Source organism: Arcticibacterium sp. SM2516 (genome assembly GCF_057914865.1).
Genome location: NZ_CP195290.1, coordinates 5,294,780 through 5,319,184 on the forward strand (window position 1 = coordinate 5,294,780; position 24,405 = coordinate 5,319,184).

General features: G+C 38.1%; 21 protein-coding genes. 7 read left to right on the forward strand and 14 right to left on the reverse strand.

All coding sequences use genetic code 11. The features are described from left to right. Positions 1 to 243: 243 nt before the first annotated feature. The gene (locus tag ACSBFT_RS21580) at positions 244 to 1,902 is read left to right on the forward strand and encodes a phytoene desaturase family protein (RefSeq protein WP_489602392.1); all 1,659 of its coding nucleotides are present in this window, start codon (positions 244 to 246) and stop codon (positions 1,900 to 1,902) included. A 324-nt stretch (positions 1,903 to 2,226) separates the two neighbouring features. Further along, positions 2,227 to 2,442 carry a DUF7710 domain-containing protein gene (locus tag ACSBFT_RS21585; RefSeq protein ID WP_489602393.1) on the forward strand — a complete coding sequence of 72 codons (216 nt, stop codon included), beginning with the start codon at positions 2,227 to 2,229 and terminating at the stop codon, positions 2,440 to 2,442. 143 nt (positions 2,443 to 2,585) lie between these two features. Here the strand turns inward: ACSBFT_RS21585 and ACSBFT_RS21590 are convergent, their stop codons facing one another. Genes ACSBFT_RS21590 through ACSBFT_RS21600 form a run of 3 tightly spaced genes read right to left on the reverse strand, consistent with a single transcriptional unit; the run spans position 2,586 to position 7,583 of the window. Next, positions 2,586 to 4,019, reverse strand: coding sequence for an NADH-quinone oxidoreductase subunit N (locus ACSBFT_RS21590; RefSeq protein ID WP_463046070.1), 1,434 nt, complete (start codon positions 4,017 to 4,019; stop codon positions 2,586 to 2,588). Further along, a complete protein-coding gene (locus ACSBFT_RS21595; protein WP_489602394.1) occupies positions 4,020 to 5,594 on the reverse strand; it encodes a complex I subunit 4 family protein in 1,575 nt (524 codons plus the stop codon). A 6-nt stretch (positions 5,595 to 5,600) separates the two neighbouring features. Then, positions 5,601 to 7,583: an NADH-quinone oxidoreductase subunit 5 family protein gene (locus ACSBFT_RS21600; protein ID WP_489602395.1), complete on the reverse strand. Its 1,983-nt coding sequence runs from the start codon at positions 7,581 to 7,583 to the stop codon at positions 5,601 to 5,603. A gap of 238 nt (positions 7,584 to 7,821) precedes the next feature. Between ACSBFT_RS21600 and ACSBFT_RS21605 the strand changes: the two genes are divergently transcribed. After that, positions 7,822 to 8,319 carry a DinB family protein gene (locus tag ACSBFT_RS21605; RefSeq protein WP_489602396.1) on the forward strand — a complete coding sequence of 166 codons (498 nt, stop codon included), beginning with the start codon at positions 7,822 to 7,824 and terminating at the stop codon, positions 8,317 to 8,319. A 622-nt stretch (positions 8,320 to 8,941) separates the two neighbouring features. Then, positions 8,942 to 9,415 carry a DUF1801 domain-containing protein gene (locus ACSBFT_RS21610; protein ID WP_489602397.1) on the forward strand — a complete coding sequence of 158 codons (474 nt, stop codon included), beginning with the start codon at positions 8,942 to 8,944 and terminating at the stop codon, positions 9,413 to 9,415. Positions 9,416 to 9,427: 12 nt separating this feature from the next. Here the strand turns inward: ACSBFT_RS21610 and ACSBFT_RS21615 are convergent, their stop codons facing one another. Next, positions 9,428 to 10,612 carry a thiolase family protein gene (locus ACSBFT_RS21615; RefSeq protein ID WP_489602398.1) on the reverse strand — a complete coding sequence of 395 codons (1,185 nt, stop codon included), beginning with the start codon at positions 10,610 to 10,612 and terminating at the stop codon, positions 9,428 to 9,430. A gap of 98 nt (positions 10,613 to 10,710) precedes the next feature. Here ACSBFT_RS21615 and ACSBFT_RS21620 point away from each other — a divergent pair, with 98 nt between their 5' ends. Beyond that, positions 10,711 to 11,703, forward strand: a complete 993-nt coding sequence (locus tag ACSBFT_RS21620) for an aldo/keto reductase (protein WP_489602399.1) — start codon at positions 10,711 to 10,713, stop codon at positions 11,701 to 11,703. 132 nt (positions 11,704 to 11,835) lie between these two features. On the opposite strand, the gene ACSBFT_RS21625 is transcribed toward ACSBFT_RS21620, so the two are convergent. Next, positions 11,836 to 12,573 carry a phytanoyl-CoA dioxygenase family protein gene (locus tag ACSBFT_RS21625; protein WP_489602400.1) on the reverse strand — a complete coding sequence of 246 codons (738 nt, stop codon included), beginning with the start codon at positions 12,571 to 12,573 and terminating at the stop codon, positions 11,836 to 11,838. 257 nt (positions 12,574 to 12,830) lie between these two features. Here ACSBFT_RS21625 and ACSBFT_RS21630 point away from each other — a divergent pair, with 257 nt between their 5' ends. Further along, positions 12,831 to 14,549, forward strand: a complete 1,719-nt coding sequence (locus ACSBFT_RS21630; RefSeq protein ID WP_489602401.1) for a DNA polymerase III subunit gamma/tau — start codon at positions 12,831 to 12,833, stop codon at positions 14,547 to 14,549. Here the strand turns inward: ACSBFT_RS21630 and ACSBFT_RS21635 are convergent. From ACSBFT_RS21635 to ACSBFT_RS21670, 8 genes are all read right to left on the reverse strand, one after another. Beyond that, complete coding sequence (locus tag ACSBFT_RS21635; protein ID WP_489602402.1) at positions 14,546 to 15,988, reverse strand: 3-coathanger stack domain-containing protein; 1,443 nt, start codon at positions 15,986 to 15,988, stop codon at positions 14,546 to 14,548. The two genes, ACSBFT_RS21630 and ACSBFT_RS21635, sit on opposite strands and share 4 nt — an antisense overlap. A 278-nt stretch (positions 15,989 to 16,266) precedes the next feature. Then, the gene (locus ACSBFT_RS21640; protein ID WP_463046060.1) at positions 16,267 to 16,971 is read right to left on the reverse strand and encodes a 3-keto-disaccharide hydrolase; all 705 of its coding nucleotides are present in this window, start codon (positions 16,969 to 16,971) and stop codon (positions 16,267 to 16,269) included. A 97-nt stretch (positions 16,972 to 17,068) separates the two neighbouring features. After that, positions 17,069 to 18,526, reverse strand: a complete 1,458-nt coding sequence (locus ACSBFT_RS21645; protein ID WP_489602403.1) for a Gfo/Idh/MocA family protein — start codon at positions 18,524 to 18,526, stop codon at positions 17,069 to 17,071. 292 nt (positions 18,527 to 18,818) lie between these two features. Continuing rightward, positions 18,819 to 19,406, reverse strand: coding sequence for a TMEM175 family protein (locus ACSBFT_RS21650; protein ID WP_489602404.1), 588 nt, complete (start codon positions 19,404 to 19,406; stop codon positions 18,819 to 18,821). Between the two features lie 108 nt (positions 19,407 to 19,514). Beyond that, complete coding sequence (locus ACSBFT_RS21655) at positions 19,515 to 20,318, reverse strand: alpha/beta hydrolase (protein WP_489602405.1); 804 nt, start codon at positions 20,316 to 20,318, stop codon at positions 19,515 to 19,517. Beyond that, the gene (locus ACSBFT_RS21660; RefSeq protein ID WP_489602406.1) at positions 20,315 to 21,322 is read right to left on the reverse strand and encodes a LacI family DNA-binding transcriptional regulator; all 1,008 of its coding nucleotides are present in this window, start codon (positions 21,320 to 21,322) and stop codon (positions 20,315 to 20,317) included. The genes ACSBFT_RS21655 and ACSBFT_RS21660 overlap by 4 nt, the downstream gene beginning before the upstream one ends. A 117-nt stretch (positions 21,323 to 21,439) precedes the next feature. After that, positions 21,440 to 22,207: an FkbM family methyltransferase gene (locus tag ACSBFT_RS21665; RefSeq protein ID WP_489602407.1), complete on the reverse strand. Its 768-nt coding sequence runs from the start codon at positions 22,205 to 22,207 to the stop codon at positions 21,440 to 21,442. Positions 22,208 to 22,597: 390 nt separating this feature from the next. Next, entirely contained in the window at positions 22,598 to 22,729 is a 132-nt protein-coding gene (locus tag ACSBFT_RS21670; protein WP_489602408.1) for a hypothetical protein, read from the reverse strand. Between the two features lie 336 nt (positions 22,730 to 23,065). On the opposite strand from ACSBFT_RS21670, the gene ACSBFT_RS21675 reads away from it, so the two are divergent. Further along, complete coding sequence (locus ACSBFT_RS21675; RefSeq protein ID WP_489602409.1) at positions 23,066 to 23,491, forward strand: abscisic acid-deficient protein Aba4 family protein; 426 nt, start codon at positions 23,066 to 23,068, stop codon at positions 23,489 to 23,491. Between the two features lie 7 nt (positions 23,492 to 23,498). Here ACSBFT_RS21675 and ACSBFT_RS21680 read toward each other — a convergent pair whose 3' ends face one another. Further along, entirely contained in the window at positions 23,499 to 24,371 is an 873-nt protein-coding gene (locus tag ACSBFT_RS21680) for a LamG-like jellyroll fold domain-containing protein (RefSeq protein ID WP_489602410.1), read from the reverse strand. Positions 24,372 to 24,405 lie beyond the last annotated feature (34 nt).

The following is a 24,405-nucleotide window of genomic DNA, read 5'->3' on the forward strand; positions in this document are numbered from 1 at the left end:
AATAGTATATAAAGCTCTTGAGCGTAGCGTCTTGGATCTCAATAGGCACTTCTTAAATAAGGTAATGTAAAACTTGCCAATGATGAAAATAGCTCCATCTGGTTTTAACGAAATTAATGTTGAATTAAAGGCTTATATTGAAACTGAAAAATAAAGAGCTACTTCAAAACCGAAGAGCGGTTTAGCTCTGCGGAACGCGACTACTGGTATCAAAGCGAATTATTTAATTATTAATTAAAGACTTTGGATAAAGAATACGATTCGATTATTGTTGGTTCAGGTGCTGGTGGTTTATCAAACGCTTTATGTTTGGCTAGAGCTGGTCAAAAAGTCCTGCTTTTGGAGCAACATGATGTTCCAGGAGGTTGGTGTCATAGTTTTACGTTAAACGGTCAGCGTTTTAGCCCAGGGGTTCATTATGTTGGTTTAATTGGAGAAGGAGAAGGGACCAATGAACTGCTGTGTGGTTTGGGAATTGCAAATGACATTGTCTTTTTTGAAATGAATAAAAAAGGATACGAGCATTGTCATATTGGAGACGAGAAATTCTCAATACCTGCTGGAATTGAAAATTTTAAAAGAGAATTATGTAAACGCTTTCCAAAAGAAGAAAAAGGCATTATTAAATATGTCGATTTGGTCAACTCTATTTATACTCAGATGATGTTCATTCCAACAATGAAAGGATTTTGGGATCACCTAATAGTTCCCTACAAAACGAGATATGTTGGTAAATATGGACTTTTTTCACTCAAACGAGTGATTGATTGGCATATTAAAGACCCACTACTTAAAACAATTCTCAACGTTCAGTGCGGGGATCACGGCTTGCCGCCATCTAAGGCAAGTTTTTTGGTTCATGCCATGCTAATGGCTCATTATTTTGAAGGTTCATTTTACCCCACCGGAGGTGGAGGAGGTTATGTAAAAGCATTCACGAAAAAAATAAAATCACTTGGGGGCGAAATTAGAACCAAATCAAAAGTGGTAAGAATATTAGTAGAACAAAAAAAGGCCATTGGTGTAAAGCTAGAAAACGGAGAAGTAATCAAGTCCAAAAATGTAATTTCCAATGCAGATCCAAGTATTACCTTTTTGGAACTCGTAGGGGAAAATAACATTAGCAAAAAGCTGAAGAAAAGATTAGACAATACTAAATATTCGGTGACCTCTCTCATCATGTTTTTAACATTAGACATCGATGTTACAAAATATGGAATTGATTCCGGAAATGTCTGGAAAATTAGCGATCCTGATTTAGATGCTGTCTATGGTAAGCTAACCGAAAATGATGTGCTAAAAGGTGAACAGTTTAGTGGTGTTTTTCTTAGTTGCACCACACTTAAAGACCCTCCAAGTTTTAATGGACGTTATCATAATTTTGAGATCGTTACTTTTTTAGACTTTTCGGCGTTTGAACAATTCGAAAAAGGACAAGATTATCATACTAAAGAGTATAAAGACTTTAAAAAGAAGTTGATAGACAAGATGTTAAATACGGTCGAAAGTCTTATTCCTGATGCCAGAAAACACGTCGTTCAGGTTGAATTAGGCACTCCCATGACCAATAGATACTATATTAACTCTACTCGAGGCAATGTATATGGAACTGAAAAAACATTGAAAGCCGTTGGTCCTTTGGCTTTTAAACCTAAAACAGAAATTGAAAACCTGTTCTTAACTGGAGCAAGCACACTATTTCACGGTGTTGGTGGTGCCACTAATTCGGGGCTTGAAACCGCAGCGGTAGTACTGGGCTGTAAGTCACAAGACTTATTAAACGATGGTGAAAACCAAAAAGTCCGAATATATGATGCTGAAGATCCTACTTCGTGGCCAGATTGGGTACATCAGAAGCGAGCGGATAAAATAAGAACATTTAAAGAAGTCAATTCGAAATAAAAAAATAGGACACTCGCTGTAGGTATCTGCGTTCTTAGTATAATAAATTTGTTTTGTTCAAATGAGTACATTTCACTTAACTGAGTTTCGGTCACTCTAGTTGCTGTTTAAAACTCAGCATTGTTTCGTTTGAAGGTTTCATGATTTCTTTCTTTTAGGTAAAGTTAAGCAAGACTCTTGAATTGGGTGCTGTGTTTACTCAGTAGGGATGCTGCTGTTGGTCATGTTTTTGAAGAGGCTTGGTGAATTGATTTTCTTTAGCTAGTTGAAATTTATGTCTAAAAGGACTTTAGTGTATTACTTTACCTTTGATAATAAATAGTTATGTTAGAATATGTGTTTGTTTTTATTGGAGAAGGGTCTTCAATTCCTTCAGGTATTTTTTCGGAGTTTGGCAAGTCCAAGGATTGGATAAGCAAGAACTCTCTTAGCGGTTCCTTGAATAAGCTGCCGGTTGATATAAGCTTATATGATTGGGCTATTTCAAAGAATTATTTCGAGCCAAAAAGAGATAATCAGAAAGGGTCACTTTTCATTTAACACTTCTCTTCTGCTTCGATTGAACATTGGCATTTTGAAAACGGAATGGAACAGTAAGGAATTGAAAACACCAAGAACTTCCCCATGGACCGGTCTAGGTATCATACTCTGTGGGGGCTCACAGTCCCTTTAGCCCTTATCTACTAAAACCACCCCTGCACCCATTGCGGAGCAAAGAAAAGACCAAGCACTATAAAGGCCAGTATGCTGAGGTAAATAAGCTGTAGCGGCGGAATACTTTTACTTTCTAGGGTGTCAGCTGGCTTTTTCAAAAACATGAAATAAGGCACCTTCAAATAGTAATAAATGGAAACGGCTGTGTTTAGTAAACCAAAAGCCAAGACCCACATTAGAATGCTTCTGCCAGAGCTATGGTATTGCTCATAAAGCGAGCTAAACACCAAAAACTTGGAGGTAAAACCTGCCGTAGGCGGCAAACCTACCAAGGCTATCATAAATATAAGCCCCACAACGCCAAAGAAAACGAACTTCTGACTTAAGCCTGCCATCTTTTCAAAAAGGTCTGACTTTGTTTTTTCAGAAATCATATCCAACATTAAGAATGCTCCGATGGACATAAATAGGTATACCGTCAAATAGAAAATGGAAGCCTGAAAACCTGAACTCTCAAAAGCTAGTAAACCAATTAAGATAAAACCAGCTTGGGCTATTCCTGAATAACCCATCATTCTTTTCGCATTTTTCTGCGACAAGGCCGCGAAATTACCTATCAGAATAGATAGCAAGATGATCACACCAAGTACCAATGTGGTGTCTACAGGAATAGCTCCTAATAACTTATAAATTAAAAAGACGGATGCAATTTTAGGTGCAATGGCAAGGAATGAAACCAATGGCGTAGGTGTGGCTTCATAAACATCAGGTGCCCAGATATGAAAAGGAGCAGCGGAGAGTTTAAAAAGAGGGCCTGCCAAGGTCATACTAAAAGCCGTTAATATTACCCAGTCAGCATTGTTTGGGATGTGTGTTAAATATGCATCAGAGTTGAATATTAAGGACCCTGTAGCGGCATATAAAAAGGAAATCCCAAATAACATGATGGCGGTACTAGCAGCTCCAAAAATTAAATATTTTATACTGGCTTCTAGGTTATAGGTTTTGCCATTCATGGCCACTAAGATATAAGAGCAGATAGAAACGGTTTCTAACGAAACAAAAACGCTAATAAAACTGTTAGCCATCAAAAGAAAAAGAAGCCCAGTGACAATGGCGAGTAGTATAACATAATATTCGCCGTCAAGGTCGTGCTTCATGACTTTGATATGAAGCATAATGGCTATAGAAGCGAGTAAGGTTAACTCTTTGCCAAAAAGGCTCGTTTTATCACTAATGAAAAGGTCATTGAAAATGCTTTGTGATGCTTCGGGAGTGGTGGCTACTAGAAAAAAAGCAGCGATAAAAGTTAAAAGACCAAGTGCCCAAGCAGCTGTTCTAAAAGTGCTGTTTTTTTTGCCAAAGGCTATTAAAATAATAATGGCTACTATTCCCAAAACCAAGCTTATCTCGGCAGAAATAAACGAAGTACTGTGAAGGATATGTGAAAGCTGCTCTAACATTTATTTGTTTAAAAATGCATCTACTGCACCGGTTGAGATAGATAAAAGCAGATTTGGGTATATCCCAAATAGTATGGCAAGAAAACCTAAAGAGAAAAGTAACACCACTTCTTTGGTATTTAAGTCGGTCATTTTTTCTTCCATTTTTCTATTGACCCAAAATTCGCCAAAAAACATTCTTTGTAAGGTCCATAAAAGATAAACGGCCGATAAAACTATTCCTAGCACTGCTAAGGCTGGAATCCACTTAGAAAGTGCTGAAGTTTTGAAAGCACCTAAAAGGGAGAAGAACTCGCCAATAAATCCTGAAATTCCTGGTAAACCTAAAGAGCCAAAGAAAGCCAAAATAACTACGCCTGTAAATAGAGGCATTTTGCTGGCTAAACCTCGGTAGTTTTGAATAAGTCTGTTGTGCGTTCTGTCGTAAATTACACCCACTATAAGAAAGAGCATAGAAGATAATATACCATGACTAAACATCTGGTAAATACCTCCGTTTATACCTTCTTCGTTAAAAGCCGCAAAGCCTAAGAACACAAAACCCATGTGAGAAACGGAAGAATAAGCGATTAGCTTTTTCAAATCGTCCTGAGCCAATGCGTTAAAGGCTCCATAAATGATAGAAAGTACACCCAAAATGGCAATGACCGAAGCCATGTCCATGGCTTCTTGCGGGAAAAAGTCCATGCCTATTCTCAAGAATGCATAACCACCCACTTTTAAAAGAATGCCTGCCAATACCACAGAAATGGCGGTAGGTGCTTCTACGTGAGCATCGGGTAGCCATGTATGAAAAGGAACTATTGGAAGCTTTATACCGAAACCTACTAGAAGTAATATGAAAAGGACGCTTTTGACAGGCCAGCCAAACCAATATGTACCGCTAGCAGCATCTAAAACCGAACCTGGTACATAATTAGAAGCGTCTGATAAAAGTCTAAAATCAAAAGTAAAGGCGTTTTTGCCAAGTGCGGCAGAAAGCTCTGGATTAGTCACTGATAAGCCCATGGCTAACATGACAATCAAAACAAAAACGGAACCCACCAAGGTATAAATAATGAATTTCATGGCGGCGTACTCTCTCCTTTCTCCCCCCCAAATACCTATCAAAAAGTACATAGGCAAGAGCATAAACTCAAAGAACAGGAAGAATAAGAAAAAGTCTAAGGCGATAAAACAACCATAAACCGAAGATGTCAAAAGTAAAAAGAAGGCAAAATATGCCTTTGGCCTTTTAGTAATGCTGGTAGATGCTATGGCAGCGGCCATAAACACAATACCCGCTAATAAAACCATAGGTAAGCTGATGCCGTCAACACCTAAGATGTAATTGATGTTAATTACACCAAGTTTTCCGAGGTCTAGGTTTATCCAAGACGCTTCTTCCAAAAACTGATAGCCAGTAATGGTTTTATCAAAACTGTAAAAGAGAAATATACAGATGAGCAGGTTAACCAAGGAAATACCAATGGTTATATGTTTGGATGAGGCCTCCAGTCTATTCGGTAAAAATAGAATGAGTACTGCCGCCAGTAGCGGTAAAAATATTAAAAAGGATAATAGAAATGCTGTCATATTCTGCTAGAGCAAATTCAAAAGTATCATTATTGCCAAGAAAAATAGAATTAGGGCTATCAAATAGCTCTGTATTTTTCCTCCTTGTATTGTTTTTAATCTATTGCCAATGCGTTCCACCCAAATATAAATGAGTTTTACGCCTCCGTCCACTACTTTTTCATCAATGGCATAGACCAGCGTTCCTAATCCTGTGAAGGCTTTGGTTAAAAGGTTTATGCTTCCGTCTACGATAAGATGGTCGAATTTATAAATCATTCTGGCAAAACCTTTCATGTTATGAAGTGTACCTGCAGGGTGGAGGCTTTCTTCATGGGCAATTTGGTGTAATTGTCCTGCCAAAGGTTTTGAGATTTTATTCAAATAAAACCAATCAATATAAAAGTGATTAAGTCCTAGTTTCGACCAGAAATTAAGTGTTTGTGTTTCTAAAGCCGCTTCCTTTTTCGTTTTAATATAAGATAGAGCTATTGCTAAAATAGCAAGGACTAAAACCAAGTAACCTAGCCAATGATTGTTTTGATGAGGAATAGGGAAATGATTGGTAAATCTGTTCACCTCAAAATTTAATGGACTATTGCCAAAGGCAAACCAAAAAGATAAAAGAGCCAAGGGAAGTATAGACCACTCAAAAATGCTAAGTCCGCTCCTGGCTGTATGATGCTCTTGGCTGTTTCCTCTTTTTAGGAATACTAAAACAAAGGCCCGCATCATATAATACCCTGTCAATACAGACGCTAAAATCCCCAAAATAGGGATGAAAAGCAATGTTGAGTTTTGGCTTTCTGCCCAATTCCAAGTTGAAAGTAAAACGGCGTCTTTGGAAAGGAATCCTGAGAAAAATGGCAAACCGGCTAGTGAAGCACCACAGATAATAAATAGAATAGCCAAAAGTGTTTTTTTAGAAAAAAGACCACCCATTTTGAACATGTTTTGTTCGTGATGGAAATGGTGTATCACAGCCCCTGCTATTAAGAATAAACCTGCTTTAAAGAAAGCGTGGGTAAATAAATGAAAAAGAGCGGCATTGGTAGCTCCTGCACCCATAGCCATGACCATGAGTCCTAATTGTGATACAGTGGAGTAGGCTAAAACTTTTTTGATGTCCGACTGGAATACGGCAGAATATGCCGCCAAAATAGAAGTTAAAGCACCAGTGAAAGCAATTGCTTGGCCTGCTGTAGGCGTGAAAATGAAATCAACTCTTGCCAATAAAAATATACCTGCTGCTACCATGGTGGCGGCGTGAATTAATGCCGAAACGGGCGTGGGTCCTTCCATGGCGTCAGGAAGCCAAACCTGTAATGGAAACTGTGCTGATTTTCCGACACAGCCGCCAAAAAGCATAAGGCCTGTTAAGGTTAATATGCTGCTTGGTTCGTAAATTATAGTTGACAGAGCAGAAAGCTCTAAAGTTTCAAATTGAAAATAGACGAGGCCTATACCTATCAAAAAGCCTGCATCTCCAATGCGGTTCATTATAAATGCTTTTAAAGAAGCGTTAGTGGCGGATTGTTTTTTGTACCAGAATCCTATTAGGAGATAAGAACTAAAGCCAACCAACTCCCAGAAGATGAATATGAAAAGGAGGTTTCCACTGCAGACTAAGCCTAGCATAGAAAAGACAAACATATTTAAGTAGGCAAAGTAGTGGTTAAACCTACTGTCTTGTGCCATGTATTTGACAGAGAAAAGTTGAACCAGAAGTGCTATAAACTGCACTAAAGCCCACATTAATAAGGTCAATTTATTTATGAGAAGACTGGCAGATAAGGAAGAATTGACGAAGGTTACCCAAGAAAACTCAAAGAATTCTACTTCTTGAAAACGACTGAGTAATAAGAGGGCAATGGTTAAGCCAGTAAGATTTATAATAATAGAAAAAGCAGAAGCTATGATTTTAGAAAAGGAATTCCTAAAGGTTAATAGCCCTGCAAAGCCCAGTATATAAAGACTTAAGGTTAAGAAAATGAGTTGGTCTGTTGGCATAAATTAGCGAACCAATTTCGGGCAAATATAGGGCTGTTTTTAATACTCTACCAATTTGGTAGAGTAAAGATTTCCTTTAAAACGCAATTTAATCAGAAAAGCACATTTTCCGCCCAAATTCTATCAATCTCTTCAGATAAAGGAATATTGATTGTAAAAGCTCGGGCACTCTACTGACAGAAGGTTGTCACTGGCGACTCATAGTTTTGTTTCAAAGCAATTTAAATCAAAAAAAAACATGATAACATTTATTGAAGCATTTAAAAGAGAATTGGCCGATGAGGCAAAGGAGACAAGAAGGATGTTGGAAAAAGTACCGGTAGAGAAGTACGACTGGCAGCCTCACCCAAAGAGTATGAAATTAGGTGTTTTGGCTTGTCATCTAGCCGAAATTCCAGATATGATAGAGAAAGGACTATTGTCTGATAAATGGGATTTTGCTGAAGAAGAAGCTTGGCAGCCCACTGTTTTTAAAACTAACGACGAATTGCTAGCATTTTTTGAGAAATCTGTAGCAAAGGCAAGTGCCGCTTTAGAGCAGTCGAAAGATGATATTCTTTTAGACAAATGGAAGTTATGTGCTGGAGATGTCACCTATTTAGAAATGGAAAAGTGGGAGGCAGTAAGACATGCATTCGGTCAAAATGCACATCATAGAGCTCAGTTGGGTGTATTCTTGAGACTATTAGATATTTCAATCCCTGGACCATATGGGCCTAGTGCGGATGAGATGTAATTGGAGGTTTTTTTAGAGATTGAAATTTTCACATTGGGAAAGAATATTGTTAAGAAAGAGTTTCTGCTTCTCGGCTCACTTTCCAGTGGGAACTTCATTTTTTAGCGTAAAAAACGAACCGGGGAGGCGTTCCTCCAAAAAAAGCTACACTGTAAACTCGCATATTCAAAATTCTTAATGCTGGTCGATGTAATTTAGATTATGATGTTAGAATTTTGCTTGTGCTCAGACAGTACAGAGCGATATAAGGTATTTAACTATTTCTTTCTATGCAGAAGAGTAATGGAATAAATTCCGATTTGTCAAAATATTGTCTGAAGCACGGTCAGAATTATAGGAGTAATACTCGTTAACAATTTCAATTGTTAGCAAAATTCTGACTGTGCAAGTTTATTTTGACAGGTGGTTTGAACGGTTCGCCGCCGCGATTAGTTTTTGCCTAAACAAAAAGGTCAGGCATGCCCCTGTCTGCCGACAGGCAGGCGGTAGGGCAACGAAAGAATATGTCTTTAGAAACTCTTTGGAAGAAGGCGTATTGGATTAAGATTACTTGCAGTGAAGTTTGTAGAAAAAATTAAAGATTGATTTTCGTATTTTCGGAAATCAATTTCATCCTAATCTTATGACCATTGACGCCAAAAACCCTGACGATTATATCTCAAAAGTTCCTGAGGAACGCATCTCAGCTATGACGAAGCTGAGAAATGTAATTCTTGAAAACATTCCAGAAGGTTTTCAAGAATGTATGAATTATGGCATGATTGGTTATGTGGTGCCACATGCTATATTTCCGTCGGGTTATCACTGTGATCCAAAATTACCGTTACCTTTTATGAATATTGCTTCGCAAAAGAATTTCGTGGCGGTGTATCACATGGGAATATATGCAGACCCAGAGCTAAAGGATTGGTTTGTGAAAGCTTACCCAAAATACAACTCAAGAAAACTGGATATGGGTAAGTCGTGCATCCGTTTTAAGAAACCAGATGAAATCCCTTTTGAACTGATAGGGCAGCTGGCTTCTAAAATGACGGTGAATCAGTGGATAGAAATGTATCAAGATAAATTTATTCAATCAGGAAAAAAGAAAGCCTGATTGATTCTCAATTTATAAGTCCAAGTTCTCTACAATGATGGCACTGGCTCCACCACCACCATTACAAATAGCTGCCATACCATATTTTGCTTTTTTCTGTTTCAAAACATTGAGAAGTGTAACGACTATTCTACTTCCTGAATTTCCTAAAGGATGACCTACTGCCAGAGCCCCGCCATGGATATTTACTTTCTCTGGACTTATTTCTAATACCTTCATAAAGGCTAATGGCACTACCGCAAAGGCTTCGTTTACTTCAAAGAAATCTATGTCAGAAATGTCTAATCCAGATTTTTCTAATACTTTTTTTGCAGCTAGAACGGGAGCAGTAGTGAAAAACATTGGGTCTTGCTCGGCTTCTGCATAGGCCACTATTTTGGCTTGAGCTTTTAGTCCTTTACTTTTTAGCGTTTCGGCGTCGGTCAAAACCATACTACTGGCCCCATCACTCATTGGACTGGAACTCGCTGCTGTTACGGTTCCGTCTTTTGAAAATGCAGGTCTTAAAGTTCGCATTTTCTCAAAGTTGGCCTTAGAAAAAGCTTCATCCTGAGATAAAAAGTGTGGTTCTCCTTTTCTGGTTGGGATTTCCATTGCAATGGCTTCTTCATCAAAAACGCCTTTCTCCCATGCGGCAGCACATCTTCTATAGGATTGTTCGGAGTAGTCGTCCTGCTCTTCTCTTGTTATTTCATATTTCTCGGCGGTTTTATCACCACAAAGTCCCATAAGGCAACTATTGTACACGTCTGTTAAACCATCTTTACTGAGAGCATCAACCAAAATTTTGTCTCCAAAACCTAATCCAAATCGTGCGTTGGGTACATAATGAGGGATGTTCGACATACTTTCCATTCCGCCAGCAATGCCTATACTGACTTCACCAACTTTTATTTCGTTTGCTAATATGCTGATGGCTTTCATGCCGGAGGCACATACTTTATTTACAGTTGTGGCACATACGGCGTCTGGTAATCCTGCGGCTTTTGATACTTGCCTAGCAGGTGCTTGACCTAGATTAGCGGAAATTACGTTGCCGAAAACTATGGTTTCAATATCTTCGGGTGACACTCCCGACTTCTCTAAAGTAGATGCTACACTCTTTTGGCCAAACTCTATGGCCGATACTGCACTGAGAGCACCACCGTAACTTCCTATGACGGTACGGCAGCTACCTAAAATAAATACGTCTTTCATTGATTTCTTGTTAGTCTTGTAAAATGAAGTTTTAAAGTTCTTTTAATATAAGTAAAAAGAATTGATTTTTGATTTTCAACTAACAAAACCCTTTTGACGTGAAGTACAGAAAACTAGGAAAGACCAATATTGAAGTATCAGAAATTAGCCTTGGCACCTGGCAGGTAGGCGGGAAATGGGGAGAGCCATTTGACTGGACCTCAGCAGATAAGATTTTAAATGAAGCTGTGGATGGCGGAGTGAATTTCATAGATACGGCAGATGTGTATGGAAATGAAGTAGGTGAAAGTCAAAGGGCGGTTGGCAAATTTGTCAAAAGTAGGTCTGAGAAAATTTATGTAGCCAGCAAATGTGGAAGGCAGTTAAATCCACATAATAATGAAGCTTATAAACCAGCAGCATTGAGAAAGTTTGTGGAGGATAGTTTGAGCAGAATGGGTTTAGAAACTTTGGATTTGATTCAATTGCATTGTCCTCCAACCGAAGTTTTTTATAGACCAGAAGTTTTTGAGCTTTTTGATAGATTAAAAGACGAAGGTAAGATTCAAAACTTAGGCATAAGTGTAGAAAAGATTGAAGAGGCTTTGAAAGGAATAGAGTTTGAAAATGTAACTACGGTTCAAATTATCTTTAATATGTTTAGACAACGCCCTGCTGAGTTATTCTTCGAGCAAGCGAAAAAGAAAGACATAGGCGTTATAGTAAGAGTGCCTTTGGCCAGTGGACTATTGACAGGTAAGTTTTCTAAGGACTCTAGTTTTGGAGAAGGCGACCATAGACAGTTTAACAGAAACGGCGAGCATTTTGACAAAGGAGAAACTTTTGCCGGAATTGATTATAATTTAGGTTTAAAAGCTGTGGAAGAATTGAAAGCCGTTTTTCCAAATCAAACTAATTTGGCCCAAGTGGCCTTAAAATGGATTTTGGGTTTTGATGCCGTTAGCTGCATTATTCCTGGTGCGAGTAGGGTAGAGCAGGTTAAGTCGAATTTAGGTGCATCAGAAATTCAAGCCATAAGCTCAGCACAGAAAGAGGCCGTGAATAGAATTTATGCACAATACATTAAAAAAAGCGTGCATCAGATTTGGTGATTTTGTCTTAAATATTATTTATATCACGTTCCTAAATATATTTTTAGTTAGCATTTGTAAGGTCATTTTCAATGACTTCTTCAAAAGGAGAGCGTTTTCGTGTTCTCCTTTTTATTATAAAATTTGCATCGTTTAGACATCCAAAACAAAAGCTCCTTTCTCGCCAATTCTGTCTTTGGTCTCTCGAGTAATATACCTCTGCTGATCTACCTGCTGTGGGAGGTCTCTAGCACAGAAATAACTATGGATACTTCGGCGGTCTTTTTGGGTAAGGTTTGTGGTGCCGCCATGCCATACATGCGAATTAAACACCACCACAGAACCAGCTGGTGCCAATATCAGGATTTCATCAGGATGTTTTTGAAGTGGATTTTCTAAGGCGTCATTCGGTAGTACGTTTAATTTATGTGTACCAGGTACTATTCTGGTGGCTCCGTTGTTGAATACAAAATCATCTAAAAGCCAGATGGTATTACAGACCTTATACTCACCATTGGCTACTGTGTTACCCCAATCCACATGAAGCTTTTGTAGACCTTTGCCAGGTTTGGCGGCCCTGTAATTTAGTGATGAAAGCTTATAGTCTTTGCCAATAACTTTTTCAACCGTGGCCAAAACTTTTGGATGCATATAAAACTGGTCAAATACCTTTCCTTTGTTTACCAAATCAGCCAGTCGATCAACACCATCCTCTGTAGGATGCCGAATATATTTAGAATCAAATAGTTCAGAGCCGGCCTTTTTTCCTTCTTTGGCTAGCAGTTCATCAATTTTATCATTGACTTCTTTTACTTCTTGGCTGTTTAATAATTGACCCAGATTTAAAAATCCGTCACGGTCAAGTGACTCCATTTCGTTTTGACTTAGCATTAATAGGCTTGAGTTTAATGTGATGTAATTTCGTGACCTGTTCTGATATTTTCAAAGAATTTGAGAAAAACATAAACTACAATCAAAACTTGATAAGAGTATTTTGCTTGGCGAATTCTGCGGACATGTATGGCTTTTTTTAACTTCAATTTATACTTCCGTACTTTCTTCTCAAAAACTTAATCCACCTCAATTGTACATCAAAGTTTTCCACGCTCTTCCACTATTAGGAACATTCTTTTTTATATTTGCCACCGATGGAACAGTTCGTAGTATCAGCTCGAAAATATAGACCGGTAACTTTTGATTCCGTAGTGGGTCAAAGTCACATTACCACCACTTTGAAGAATGCAATAAAGACGGAGCACTTAGCTCAAGCGTTTCTTTTTTGCGGTCCAAGAGGGGTAGGGAAAACGACCTGTGCCAGAATTTTGGCCAAAACGATTAACTGTCAGAATGTAGGAGCTGATACAGAACCTTGTAACCAATGTACAAGCTGTAAAAACTTTGCTCAAAACGCATCTTTCAATATCCACGAGCTAGATGCTGCCAGTAATAACTCGGTGGAGGACATCAGAAATCTTATAGACCAAGTTCGTTTTCCGCCGCAAGATGGAAAGTTCAAAGTCTATATTATAGATGAGGTTCACATGCTGTCTTCGGCGGCATTTAATGCTTTCTTGAAGACTTTAGAAGAGCCACCATCTTACGCCATATTCATTTTAGCGACTACGGAGAAACACAAGATTCTCCCAACGATATTAAGCCGTTGCCAAATATTTGATTTCAATAGAATTCAGATAAAAGACATGGCAAATCATTTGGCTGAAATTTCTTCCAAAGAAGGTATTGAGTCAGAACCCGAAGCTTTGGAGCTTATCGCTCAAAAGGCAGATGGTGGATTGAGGGATGCCTTGTCCATGTTTGATTTGAACGTAACCTTCTCTACAGATAGAAAACTGACTTATGCGGAGGTTTTAGAAAATCTTCACGTTTTAGATTATGACTATTATTTCAAAATAACCGATGCTCTTTTTACAGGAGACCTTTCAGAGAGTTTGTTGGTTTTAAATGAAATCTTAGAAAAAGGCTTTGACGGACATCAGTTTGTGACGGGTTTAAATGGGCATTTTAGAAATCTATTGGTAGGGAAAGACGCCAGAACCATCGACTTGATGGAAGTGTCTACTTCTGTAAAACAGAAATATCTGGACCAAACTAAAAAGCTCAGTCAAGGTTTCTTGATGTCGGCTTTGAGTATAGGTAGTCAGGTAGATTTGTCTTATAAATCTGCCAAAAACCAAAGACTTCATGTAGAGATAGGGCTCATGAAAATGGCCAGTATCTCTCAGGTACTTAACTTAAGCACGCTTCCAAATGGGGAGGCTGAAAAAAAAAACTCAACTAGTGTAAGTTCTTCTATTGCTCCAGCGGAAAAAAAGGAGACTGCTGTTCTTCCTAGGCCAGAAATAAAGGCAGAGATGCCAAAGCCGGCTGGTGTAAGACCGAAATTTAAATCTTCAAAGTTACGCTCCACGGTAGATTTAGAGGAAGAGATTCTTCAAAAGGGTACTCCTGTGGAGGTTAATAAGCAAGAGGAGGTTCAAAAGGTCATAGAAAATAAGCCTTTTACTGTGGAAAGCGTCAAAGGTGCACTGCTAGATTGCTGTAAAATAATGGAAAAGCAGAGTCAGCACATGATTCTGAAAAGTGAGTTTGATTTGGAGGATGGACTTATTACGCTAAAGTTGGTTAATCAAACCTTAATGGATTTGTTTGACGAACAAAAGCAAGACATTCTTGACCACATTAGGAAAAACCTACAAAACACATCATTACAGTTAACTTCAAGACTGGTTGCCGTTAAAAATGAAGGTAAACCTAGAACCGAGCAGGAAAAATTTAAGGCGATGCTAGAGAAAAACCCGGCATTGAAAGACTTTAAAGACGAATTAGGATTAGATCTGATTTACTAGTTTGGGCACCCCCCAATTGTGGTTTCAAATACGGTACCGGCTTCCACTTTAAATCCAGGATTCATCTGAATATACTTGGATGTAAGCTTCACTTTGGACAGCGAACCCGTAAACTTAGAGTTGGTATTTATGGAGCTTTCCGCTGTTCTGCTTAGGCTTTTGGAGAAATCGGCGGCATTTATGTTTAATTCATCAGGACATGGATAAGCTAATTTCACTAACCAAAAGTCTGCTCCCCCTTTATTGCCAGTTAAATTGCCATTAGAAGAGTAGGAGTGACCAGAGATTAGAAAACCACCATCTGCAGTACCTGTGATACTTGTAGGGGATTCAAAACCACTTCCCCCTAAAACGTTTATCCATTGTGTCCCTCCAAAAGGAATTATTTCGGTAACTAAGATATTTGAAGTATCGGGTTCTGAGCCTGGAAGCCAGTCAGAGAAGGTCTCACCTACTACTATTGGTTGAAAGCTGGATTCATTGAAGTACATGTCTTTCGCAAAGTCGTTTTTAGCACCTCCCACCGAGAAGCTTGTAATGTTTGAGCCTGTGGTGTCTACGTTTTTAATCCAAAAGTCAACTCCTCCAGCATTTCCTGGTGCATTTGTACTTGAGCCTAATATTAAGAACTCATTGGTTTCGTTCAGTACCACCCTTTCTGCTATATCATCTCCGGTGTTTGAGTAAAACTTGGTCCATTGTGGCAGTCCAGAGGTATTTATTTTAAAAAACACGATATCAAATCCAAGAGAAGTATGACTCACACCGTTTATGGTAGTGGAGTTACTCTCCCCTAAAACATAATAGTTACCGCTATACTCCAATATATCAGCCGAATATTCATCAGCTGTTCCGCCATAGGTATTTTGCCAAGAAATAGCTCCAACAGCGTTTGTCTTGACCACCCATAGTTCTAAAGCTTTAGAAGTCATGGTTTTAGTAGCGTGAAAAATGAACCCGCCATCCGAGGTTTGAATTACTTTTCCTTTTACTTGTGGGTTACCTCCGTAGAAAGTTTTGAAGCCTTGACTTCCGTCGTTATTAAGTTTTAAGAGCCAAACTCCTGCTTGATTAAAATCATTATCAGCGGAAGCTACATAGCATAAGATAATTATACCACCATCGGAAGTAGGTGCAATTGATGCGGGCATGTCATCTAAAGTTCCTCCAAAGTTTTTTGACCAAGATTGAACACCGCTTGAGGTAAGTTTTGCAACATAAATATCAGAGGCTCCTTTATTGGCAGGAATATCTCCATTCGCATTAGATTTTGTGCTGCCTGCAATGAAAATATCTCCTTGAAAGTTTTGGACAGAAATTAAATTGAGGTCGTCACTAGAGCCACCAATACTCTTTTGCCAACTAAGCGTTGGAGCTTGTGCAAAAGTAAGCATGCTAGTAAAGACTAACACGAAAACGTGAAGTAGGTATTTTTTCAATTATTAGGAAGCGTAATTTTATAAAAACTGACAAATGCTTTTAAAAGTATCTAAATACACTAGAAAAACACCAATTAAATGATGTTATTTTTTAGATTAATGCCGAACTGTGTTTTGTGGCATATGAATTAGGCTTTGTTAATAACGAAAATATGTGTTTCTGAAATACCTTTTACTAATCTATATGGGTGTATTTTGGATAAGGCGTAAAAAAAGCAGTGGCTTTTGCCACTGCTTTATAAAGATTGTTGATCTAAATTTTAAAACTTAGGTTAGATTTATAGACTTAGATCTTTGATATGAATGTTTCTAAAAGAAAGCACTTCACCATGACCAAGGAATCCGACATGTCCGCTAGTTCTTGCCAAGCCAGGATGCTCTTTTCCGTCTAAAGTTCCTTCTTTGCTAGCTTCTAGATAGTCGCCATCTAAAATAGTGGTTCCGTTTAAAACTACCTTTATTTTAGAACCTTGTACTGTTACTACCTCTTCATTCCATTCGCCTAAGGGTTTCAGAAATCCCTTTTTTGCAGGTATTACGCCGTAAACAGATCCATGGTATTGGTAATCGTGCAGGTCTGCGTATTTATCTGCCGTGTTATCTAAGATTTGCAATTCAATGCCCTCATAAGCGGCATCGCCTTCTAAAGGAGCATGGATACCAAGACCATTATTAGCACCCGGAGTTAATTGAAATTCGAATTTGAAAATGAAATCACTGTATTCTTTTTCTGACAATAAATTTCCACCGCTTCCTTCGGCTCCCTTTTCTTCTGGGTTTACGGTGATTACGCCATCTTTAACAGTATAAACAGCTTTGTTTCCTATCCAGTTATCTAAGTTTTCTCCATTGAAAAGCGAAACAAAACCATCGTCAGAGCTGGCTACTTCTTCCGTAGTTTCGGTTGTTTCAGTACTGGTGCTTGTACATGAATAAAGGGCGACAGGTAAAGCTAGAGCTAAACCAAGCGTAGTTATTTTCATAAGTATTTAGTGAGTTATAGTTTATCTTATTTTGAGCGTAAAATTAAAAAATTACAGCTCAGTTTTATTGGAACCGAGCTGTAATATGTAATAGAAATTAAACTTCCCAGCCTTTTCTGTAAGTTCTACCTACAAATTGATTTGCAGCTTCTAGGTTGGTGATACGCATATTTTCACCATCCCATAGGAGTTTCTTTCTTGCAAAGAATTCCATTTTGCCTTTGCTATCTTCTTTTCTGAGCATATAACTTCTAATGGCTAGATTGCCCATTAAAACAGTTTCTGTCATTGGGCCTGCATAATCAAAAGAAGAAGTAAGTGCCATATGTTCTGGACTTTTAAAACCAGCTTTACATGCATCGACCCATTTTCTTTGGTGGCCATATTCTGGCTCATCACTTTTCTCTACATCCGGACCAAAATCTTTGGTACCATCATTAAGGTAAAGTTTTGGCATTAAAGGAGAACTATCATTAATATTGGTTGATATAATTCCTTTCTCACCAACGATTAAAACACCATTCTGGCTGTCTTTTCCTCCTATATCGTCATTTGCAGGAATTATATCTGGGTGAGAAGGTCTGATACCGCCATCGCTCCATGTCATTTCTATTGGCGACTTGCTTTTTGCGGTAGCACCAAAATTTAAAGTAATAAAAGAAGAAGGAGGGCAGCCTTCTGGATTATAATCGGCATTCCACATTTTAGAATAGATAGAAGCCACAGAGCATTCTGCTGCGGTAGGATATTTTAAGCCCAATGTTCTAAAAGGAATATCTATTAAGTGACATCCTACATCTCCTAAAGCTCCTGTACCATAATCCCACCAGCCTCTCCAGTTAAACGGATGCATGTTAGGAGTATATGGTTTTAGTGCGTTAGGTCCTAGCCATAGATCCCAGTTAAGGTCATTTGGTTTTAGGCTGGCATCTGGTTGTGGCATGGCATTTCCTTGTGGCCATACTGGTCTGTTCGTCCAGATTTGCACTTTAGAGATTTTGCCCATTACACCAGAGTCTACCCATTTCTGCACCATTCCTAAAAGCTCATTTGAACCTCCTTGGTTACCCATTTGGGTAACAATTTTGTTGCTTCTGGCTAGTTCCGTTAAGATTCTAGCTTCACGAATATTATGCGTCATAGGCTTTTGCACATATACGTGTTTGTTTCTATCCATGGCATACTTAGCAGCAGGGCCGTGAACGTGGTCTGGCGTAGAGATTGTAACGGCATCGATATCCTTTTCCTTGTCTAGCATTTCTCTATAATCTGCATAGAGTTTAGCTTTAGGAAAAGCCTTTACTGAGGCAGATGCAGAACCTGAAAAATCTACATCGCAAAGAGCAACTACTCTTTCTCTACCCTTTACAGAGGCATTTCTGATGTCGCTGGCACCTTTACCACCTGCACCTATCGCTGCTAGATTTAATTGATCACTTGGAGCAGTGAAACCCACTCCACCTAGAACGTGCCTAGGTACCACAAAAAAGGAAGAAGCTATAGCTCCCTGCTTAATAAACGACCTCCTCGAGGTACTGTTTTTTTTAGCTTTCATTTTTTAAGAGTCGAATAAATGGTTGAATTAAAGTATTTCGTTATTTGGGTTTTGTTTCTCCAAATACTTCTTAAAATTAATGAAAATTATTATATCTAAAGTCCTAATTCTACTTTTGTTGAGTGCTGAATTTGGGGTTTTGTCTAGTATTTCAAGCGTAGCATATTCATAAAGACCTGTGGTATTTCTTTTTAGGTCTTGTGGAACAAAAAAGTGGAGATATATAAACGATGCAGTGGCTATTAAAACCTTAAAGATTTCTTTATATAAGCTTACGGTCTACGTAGAGCTTTTAATCCTGATTTTGATGATTGAAAATAATTTCAATTCTTTGGTCTGGTATGAGCCACATTAAAGCAACTAAAACATATAGGATGCCGGCTATCCAAACGCTAATCCAACAAGAGGCAATGGCCAGAGCGTATAAGACTGGGGAGATTTTACCTTTTATATCTTTACCAATGGCTTTAGATAGTAAGGAATCTGTTCCATGATTTTTTATAATGGTATTTTGTAACATGCCGTAGGCAATGGCCGCCATGAGTAAAACTACCCCATAAAGGGCCAAAGGTGCTTTTGTAAAATTGTTTTCTCCAACCCAGCCAGTGGAAAACGGAATAAGCGATAGCCAAAATAATAAATGGAAGTTGGCCCAGAGTATTTTTCCAGAAACCATTTTAACGGTATGCATCATGTGGTGATGGTTGTTCCAATATATGGCTATATAAATAAAGCTTAGCAGGTAGCTCAGTGCTACAGGAATGAGGGGTTTCAAGTCGGTAAAGCTATCTCCATGTGGCACTTTGATTTCTAATACCATAATGGTAATAATGATGGCCAGCACCCCATCGCTAAAAGCTTCTAAACGTCCTTTATTCATTATTGTCTCTTATTTTTTGGGGTAAATTTAGCGTTTATTGTTTTATGGAAACTTTTCATTTAAGTAAGAAGTGGAGCGGTGGTGGTTTGGGAAGTAAATCTTGTTTTATTACCTGCTTTTAAATAGCCTTTCAAAGGCTTTATAAACGGAAAGATGTAATGCATCTCCATGTTTTTGTTTAGGTAAATAATCAAAATAGACCTTCGTGTTTCCTAAAGCTCTACTTCTCTCTTTTTTATAAAGTTTTTTTGCCGTTTTTTTCATGATATGCCCTTCTTGACCTACAGAAATATAAATAGCTTTGATGTTGGCATCATAAACAGGCTTACACGCTAATAGTGATTGGTCATCCCACCATAAGCTGGGACTTACCAGTATATAATAATTAAACAAATGTGGTTTTTTATACAGGATTTCTGTTGCCAAAAGCCCACCGAGAGATTGACCAATTATTGTTTTGAAAGGAGACGTTTTGTAAGTTTTTTGAATCAAAGGTTGCAATTCATTTTCAATGAATTGAATGAAGTTTTCAGAGCCGCCAGTGGTAGGGAAGTTCTTTTGATCTTGTACATTATGAGTAGGAAATGTAAAGTCATGTTTCCTGTCAACATTGGCAATGCCGACAACGATGCTTTCTGGAAGCATATTTATCCATGAGAAAGAGCCAAACTGAACTAGGCCGGAAATATGCATAAAGTCTTCGTCTTGTGAACCATCTAACAGGTAGATTACAGGATAAGTTATGCTGGAATCATGGGAATAGCCTAGAGGTAGATAAACATTGACACTTCTATTTTCATCTAAGATTTCAGATTGAAAACTTAGTACTTCACCAATGCTTAATGGTCTTACATCTTGACCAAATGTATCAAAGCAGAATAGAAGGAACAGGAATAGATATGAATTTTTCAATTTATTTTTTTGACAGACTTCATTTCAACCAACTGGCAAGTTGTTCTTTGATGCTCCACGGTTTCGTCAGTACCTTTTAGTTTCCTCACCAGTAGTTCGGTTGCTATATGACCTACTTCATCTGCAGAATGGAAAAAGTGAGTAGTATTCGGGTGCATCACTTTTGGGAGGGTGCCGTCAGAGATAACGATTAAAGAGATGTCTTCAGGAATACGTATACTTTTACTGTTAAGATAATGATAAAGGTTAAGGGTGAGAGTATCTGACATGGTGTAAATGGCGGTCAGTTCTGGATTTTGTTCCAAAAAGTCATCCATGGCCTTACCGAAATCTTCCGAATGATCCACCATCAACTGTACCCCTTTTACTGCACCATTTTGTTTTTCAACGGATTCTTTAAAACCACGACTTCTTTTTATCGCGGTAGTACTTTGAACGTTTCCAAAAATACCTCCGATATTGGTATGGCCCATTTTAATGAGGTATTCCACGGCATCTTTGGATATCTTTTCACACTCTATACCTACTGTGCTGATATGGTCATTTCGCCACATTCTGTCTAGCATGACTATAGGAGCACCATTATTCGCTAAAGGAGATAGATCGTTGTTTTCATGTACTCCAGCACCCAAGGATAATAAAATACCATCCACAGATAGTTGATTACAATAGTCTATAATTTCAAGTTGTTTTTGGTAGGAATCTTCAGACTGAAAGACTAGCAGAGAATAGCCCTTTTCTTTTACCACTCTGGAGATACCATCCATAAGTGTTGGAATAAAGAACATATCGTATCCGGGTAGTATCAAAGCAATAAGCCCTGAGCTGTTTGTTCTTAAATACCTGGCCCTAAGATTAGGAAGGTAATGATACTTTTTGCTGGCTTCTTTAACCTTGGCTTTTGTTTTGGTGCTTATGTCTGGGTGATCAGAAAGTGCTCTCGATACTGTGGAGATAGACATATCTAAGATTTTTGCTAAATCCTTAAGTGTGATTTTTTCCATCTGCTTTTAAAACATTCCCTACTCCGAACCAATTCATGGACGGAATAAGGAAGCGTCATTCAAGAAATATTTTAAGACTATTGAAATTAGATATTAGTCCTGATAAATCCGAAGGTATTAGGTTTTTTTGAAAAGCAAGTTTGCAAACCGGGGTATCGTATTTGGGTCCTTAATGAGGTGGTCATTGCCATCAATCCAGAGACACTCATACCCACGTCTGTGAAAATAATTAAATATTTTCACTTTTGTTTCTTCGCGTACTTCTATGAAGAAAATAGTCTTATCTAACTTTTGCGATAAACCACTCAAGACATCTTCTTCAAAACCCTCTACATCAATTTTTACAAAATCAGGTATACCAAATTCCGCTAAAAGCGTGTCAAATTTTCTTAAGCTCACGGTATCTGAAAACCCCTTGTAGTGCTCACCAACAAACTCTTTTTTGAACGAGCCGCTTCTTCCTCCGGTTTCCGTGTCTCTAAAAAACTCTAAATGGCTGTCATTATCCCCTAGACCAGCGTTAATACAATGAACATTGGAGCACTGATTGATATTGACATTAAACTGAAGAAATGCAAAGTTATTATAGTCAGGTTCAAATGAGATGACCCTTCCAGAATCTCCAACCATTTGACTAAACGGCAAAGCATACTGACCAATATTACCACCAATATCAAAAACCAAGTCACCAGAATTTACATACTTTTTTACTTTGTTCTGAAGATGGTTTTCATACGAGATTTTCCTCTTGAACAAAAATGTAAGATGCTGAGCTTTCTCATAATGAAGTTTCATTTTGGAGCCATTAATTTCTTTGATGGAAATAGTGGTTTTTGAGAAGGATTTAACGAATGCGGAAATCACATCATAAATCATTGTTTTCATTCCTAGGCTATTTGGTTGGCGACTTTTTATTCCGTTGACTTAAAAAACTAAGATATAAGTCTTCCGTTTAAAAAACCTTTTTTCAGGTATTAAAGGCAGCAATTTAAAACCTTTTTCCTGAGTTTATTTAGAACGCTACGCACTATATTTTATTTCTTGTGAAGACCGCATTTGGCTTTTAAAAGTCATTTTTTTTAACAGAAAACAGTGAATGAAATAAATGCGGAGATGGGTGTTTTTTTTGGTGACCATAGGGGGTTGAGCGTAAGTGAGTTAGAGCATGGACCTCTAGATCTCCTATTCGTTTTTCTAAAAATGCGTAGGAGATAAAATGTAAGATTGGTCTAAAATCGGTGATCTGTGAAATTATTATTTATCCATATTTTATTTCTAATTGTTGGGTATTGGCTGAACCATAGTTGTGCCCACAGCTATACCAATGGAAAAGCCAATTCCTAAATAGTCCATGTTACCTAGAATAGAACCCAGTATTACGCCAAAAGGTATACCAATTGCTGCCATTCCGATAGCGATTAATAATTTGGGTTAACGACCTTTTCATTTGATTTGCTTGCCCTTTTTCCGACGAATGACTTGTGTTTATGGCTTCAATTTCAACATTGATAATTTGAAAACTTTCATTAGAAAATGTATGACTTTTTAACTCCTGCTGCAGACCTTAAAATTGGAGGAATTGTTTTAGTTTCTGGCTGTTTTTTTTGCGTTTTGTGGAGGGTTTTAACTTTCATAGTCAATTTTAAACTTATTAATAAAGCCACTGGTATGTTCTAAAGAAAGCTTATTTTGAGATTACTTTTGTTCTAAACTCACAGTAGGGGTATTTTAAATAATAAAAAAATGACACCATCATCCATCTTCTCTTTCGGAAACTCTTTTGTTATACTGGGTTGGTTACTCTTGCTTATTTTACCTCATTGGAAATACACCCAAACACTAGTTTTGAATGGGGTAATACTTCTTTTGGCTCTGATATATGCCTATTTGCTAATTAAGGATCTAAGTAGTTTTGATATGGGTAGCTTTAATTCTCTAGCCAGTGTAAAAGCTCTTTTTACGAGTGATACCGCTATTGCGATGGGCTGGTTACATTACCTGGCTTTTGATTTATTTGTAGGAGCGTATGTCGTAAGGAAATCAATAACAGTGGGTGTGCCAAGATGGCTTTACAGCCTGATTCTTCCTTTTGTGTTTATGTTTGGACCCCTTGGTTATGTCATCTTTGTTATTGTCAAAGCTGTTAGGACTAAGTCTTTGGTGGAATGAAAATACGTTAATTAAGTTTTGATAAATCCTTAATTTCTCTTTCATTCAAAGCTCGGTCAAAAACGACCAAACCGCCTATTTGGCCTTTGAAGAAGTTTCCCATACCTCTTTTGAGTAACACAGCCCCAACCGTGAAATCGGAACCATTGCTGCCCATTCCATCTGGGAAGTAATAAGGGTTTTTACTGTGAGTTAAACCTTCAGGTGTTTCTTTAAAGCCTTCTGTATGAAGAATTAATTCAGGCTCGCGTGATTCAAAAACGCCATTCAAATAGGATTTGGCGTAGGTGCCATCATAGGTAAACGCCACTACCGCCCATTGATTAGGTATGACCTTTTGTTTGCTTGCAGAATAGTCCAAAGAGTATGGGTATGGCGGTGTTGGTCTGCCTGTTTTAGAGATATGACCACAGACTTGGTTAAAGCCATTATAGTGGGGTAGTGAAACGAAAAGGCCGTATTGACGTTTTCCTCCATCTTGATATTCATTCCACAAGCCTCCGACAAATCCGGTTTGTTCCCCGGTCCATTTTACCCATGCTAAAACGGTGACTTGCTTAGTGATATTTAGAGCACCAACTTCAGTGTATGGAAGGGTGAGATACTGGTTTCCTGTTAACGCTATGGAATGGCCAGAAAGTGGCCCTTCATTTAACACCTTAATTGCTGCATCAGATTCTTTTAAGGAGAACTTAGCCACACCTATGGCTTTCTTGGCTTTGCCAGTTTTCTCTTTAAATTGCCAGAGAGCAACTAGGTTTTCTGTTGCTTTTATTTTTTGAATTAAGTCTTTATTTGGTTTCGAATAATTGTTTTGCCCTTTGACGGTTTGGCTTAAAAAGAGTGCAACTAGAAAGACTAAAAGAGAAGGTTTGGACATTGATTGTTGAAATAATAGGATTGAAAGTTTCTTA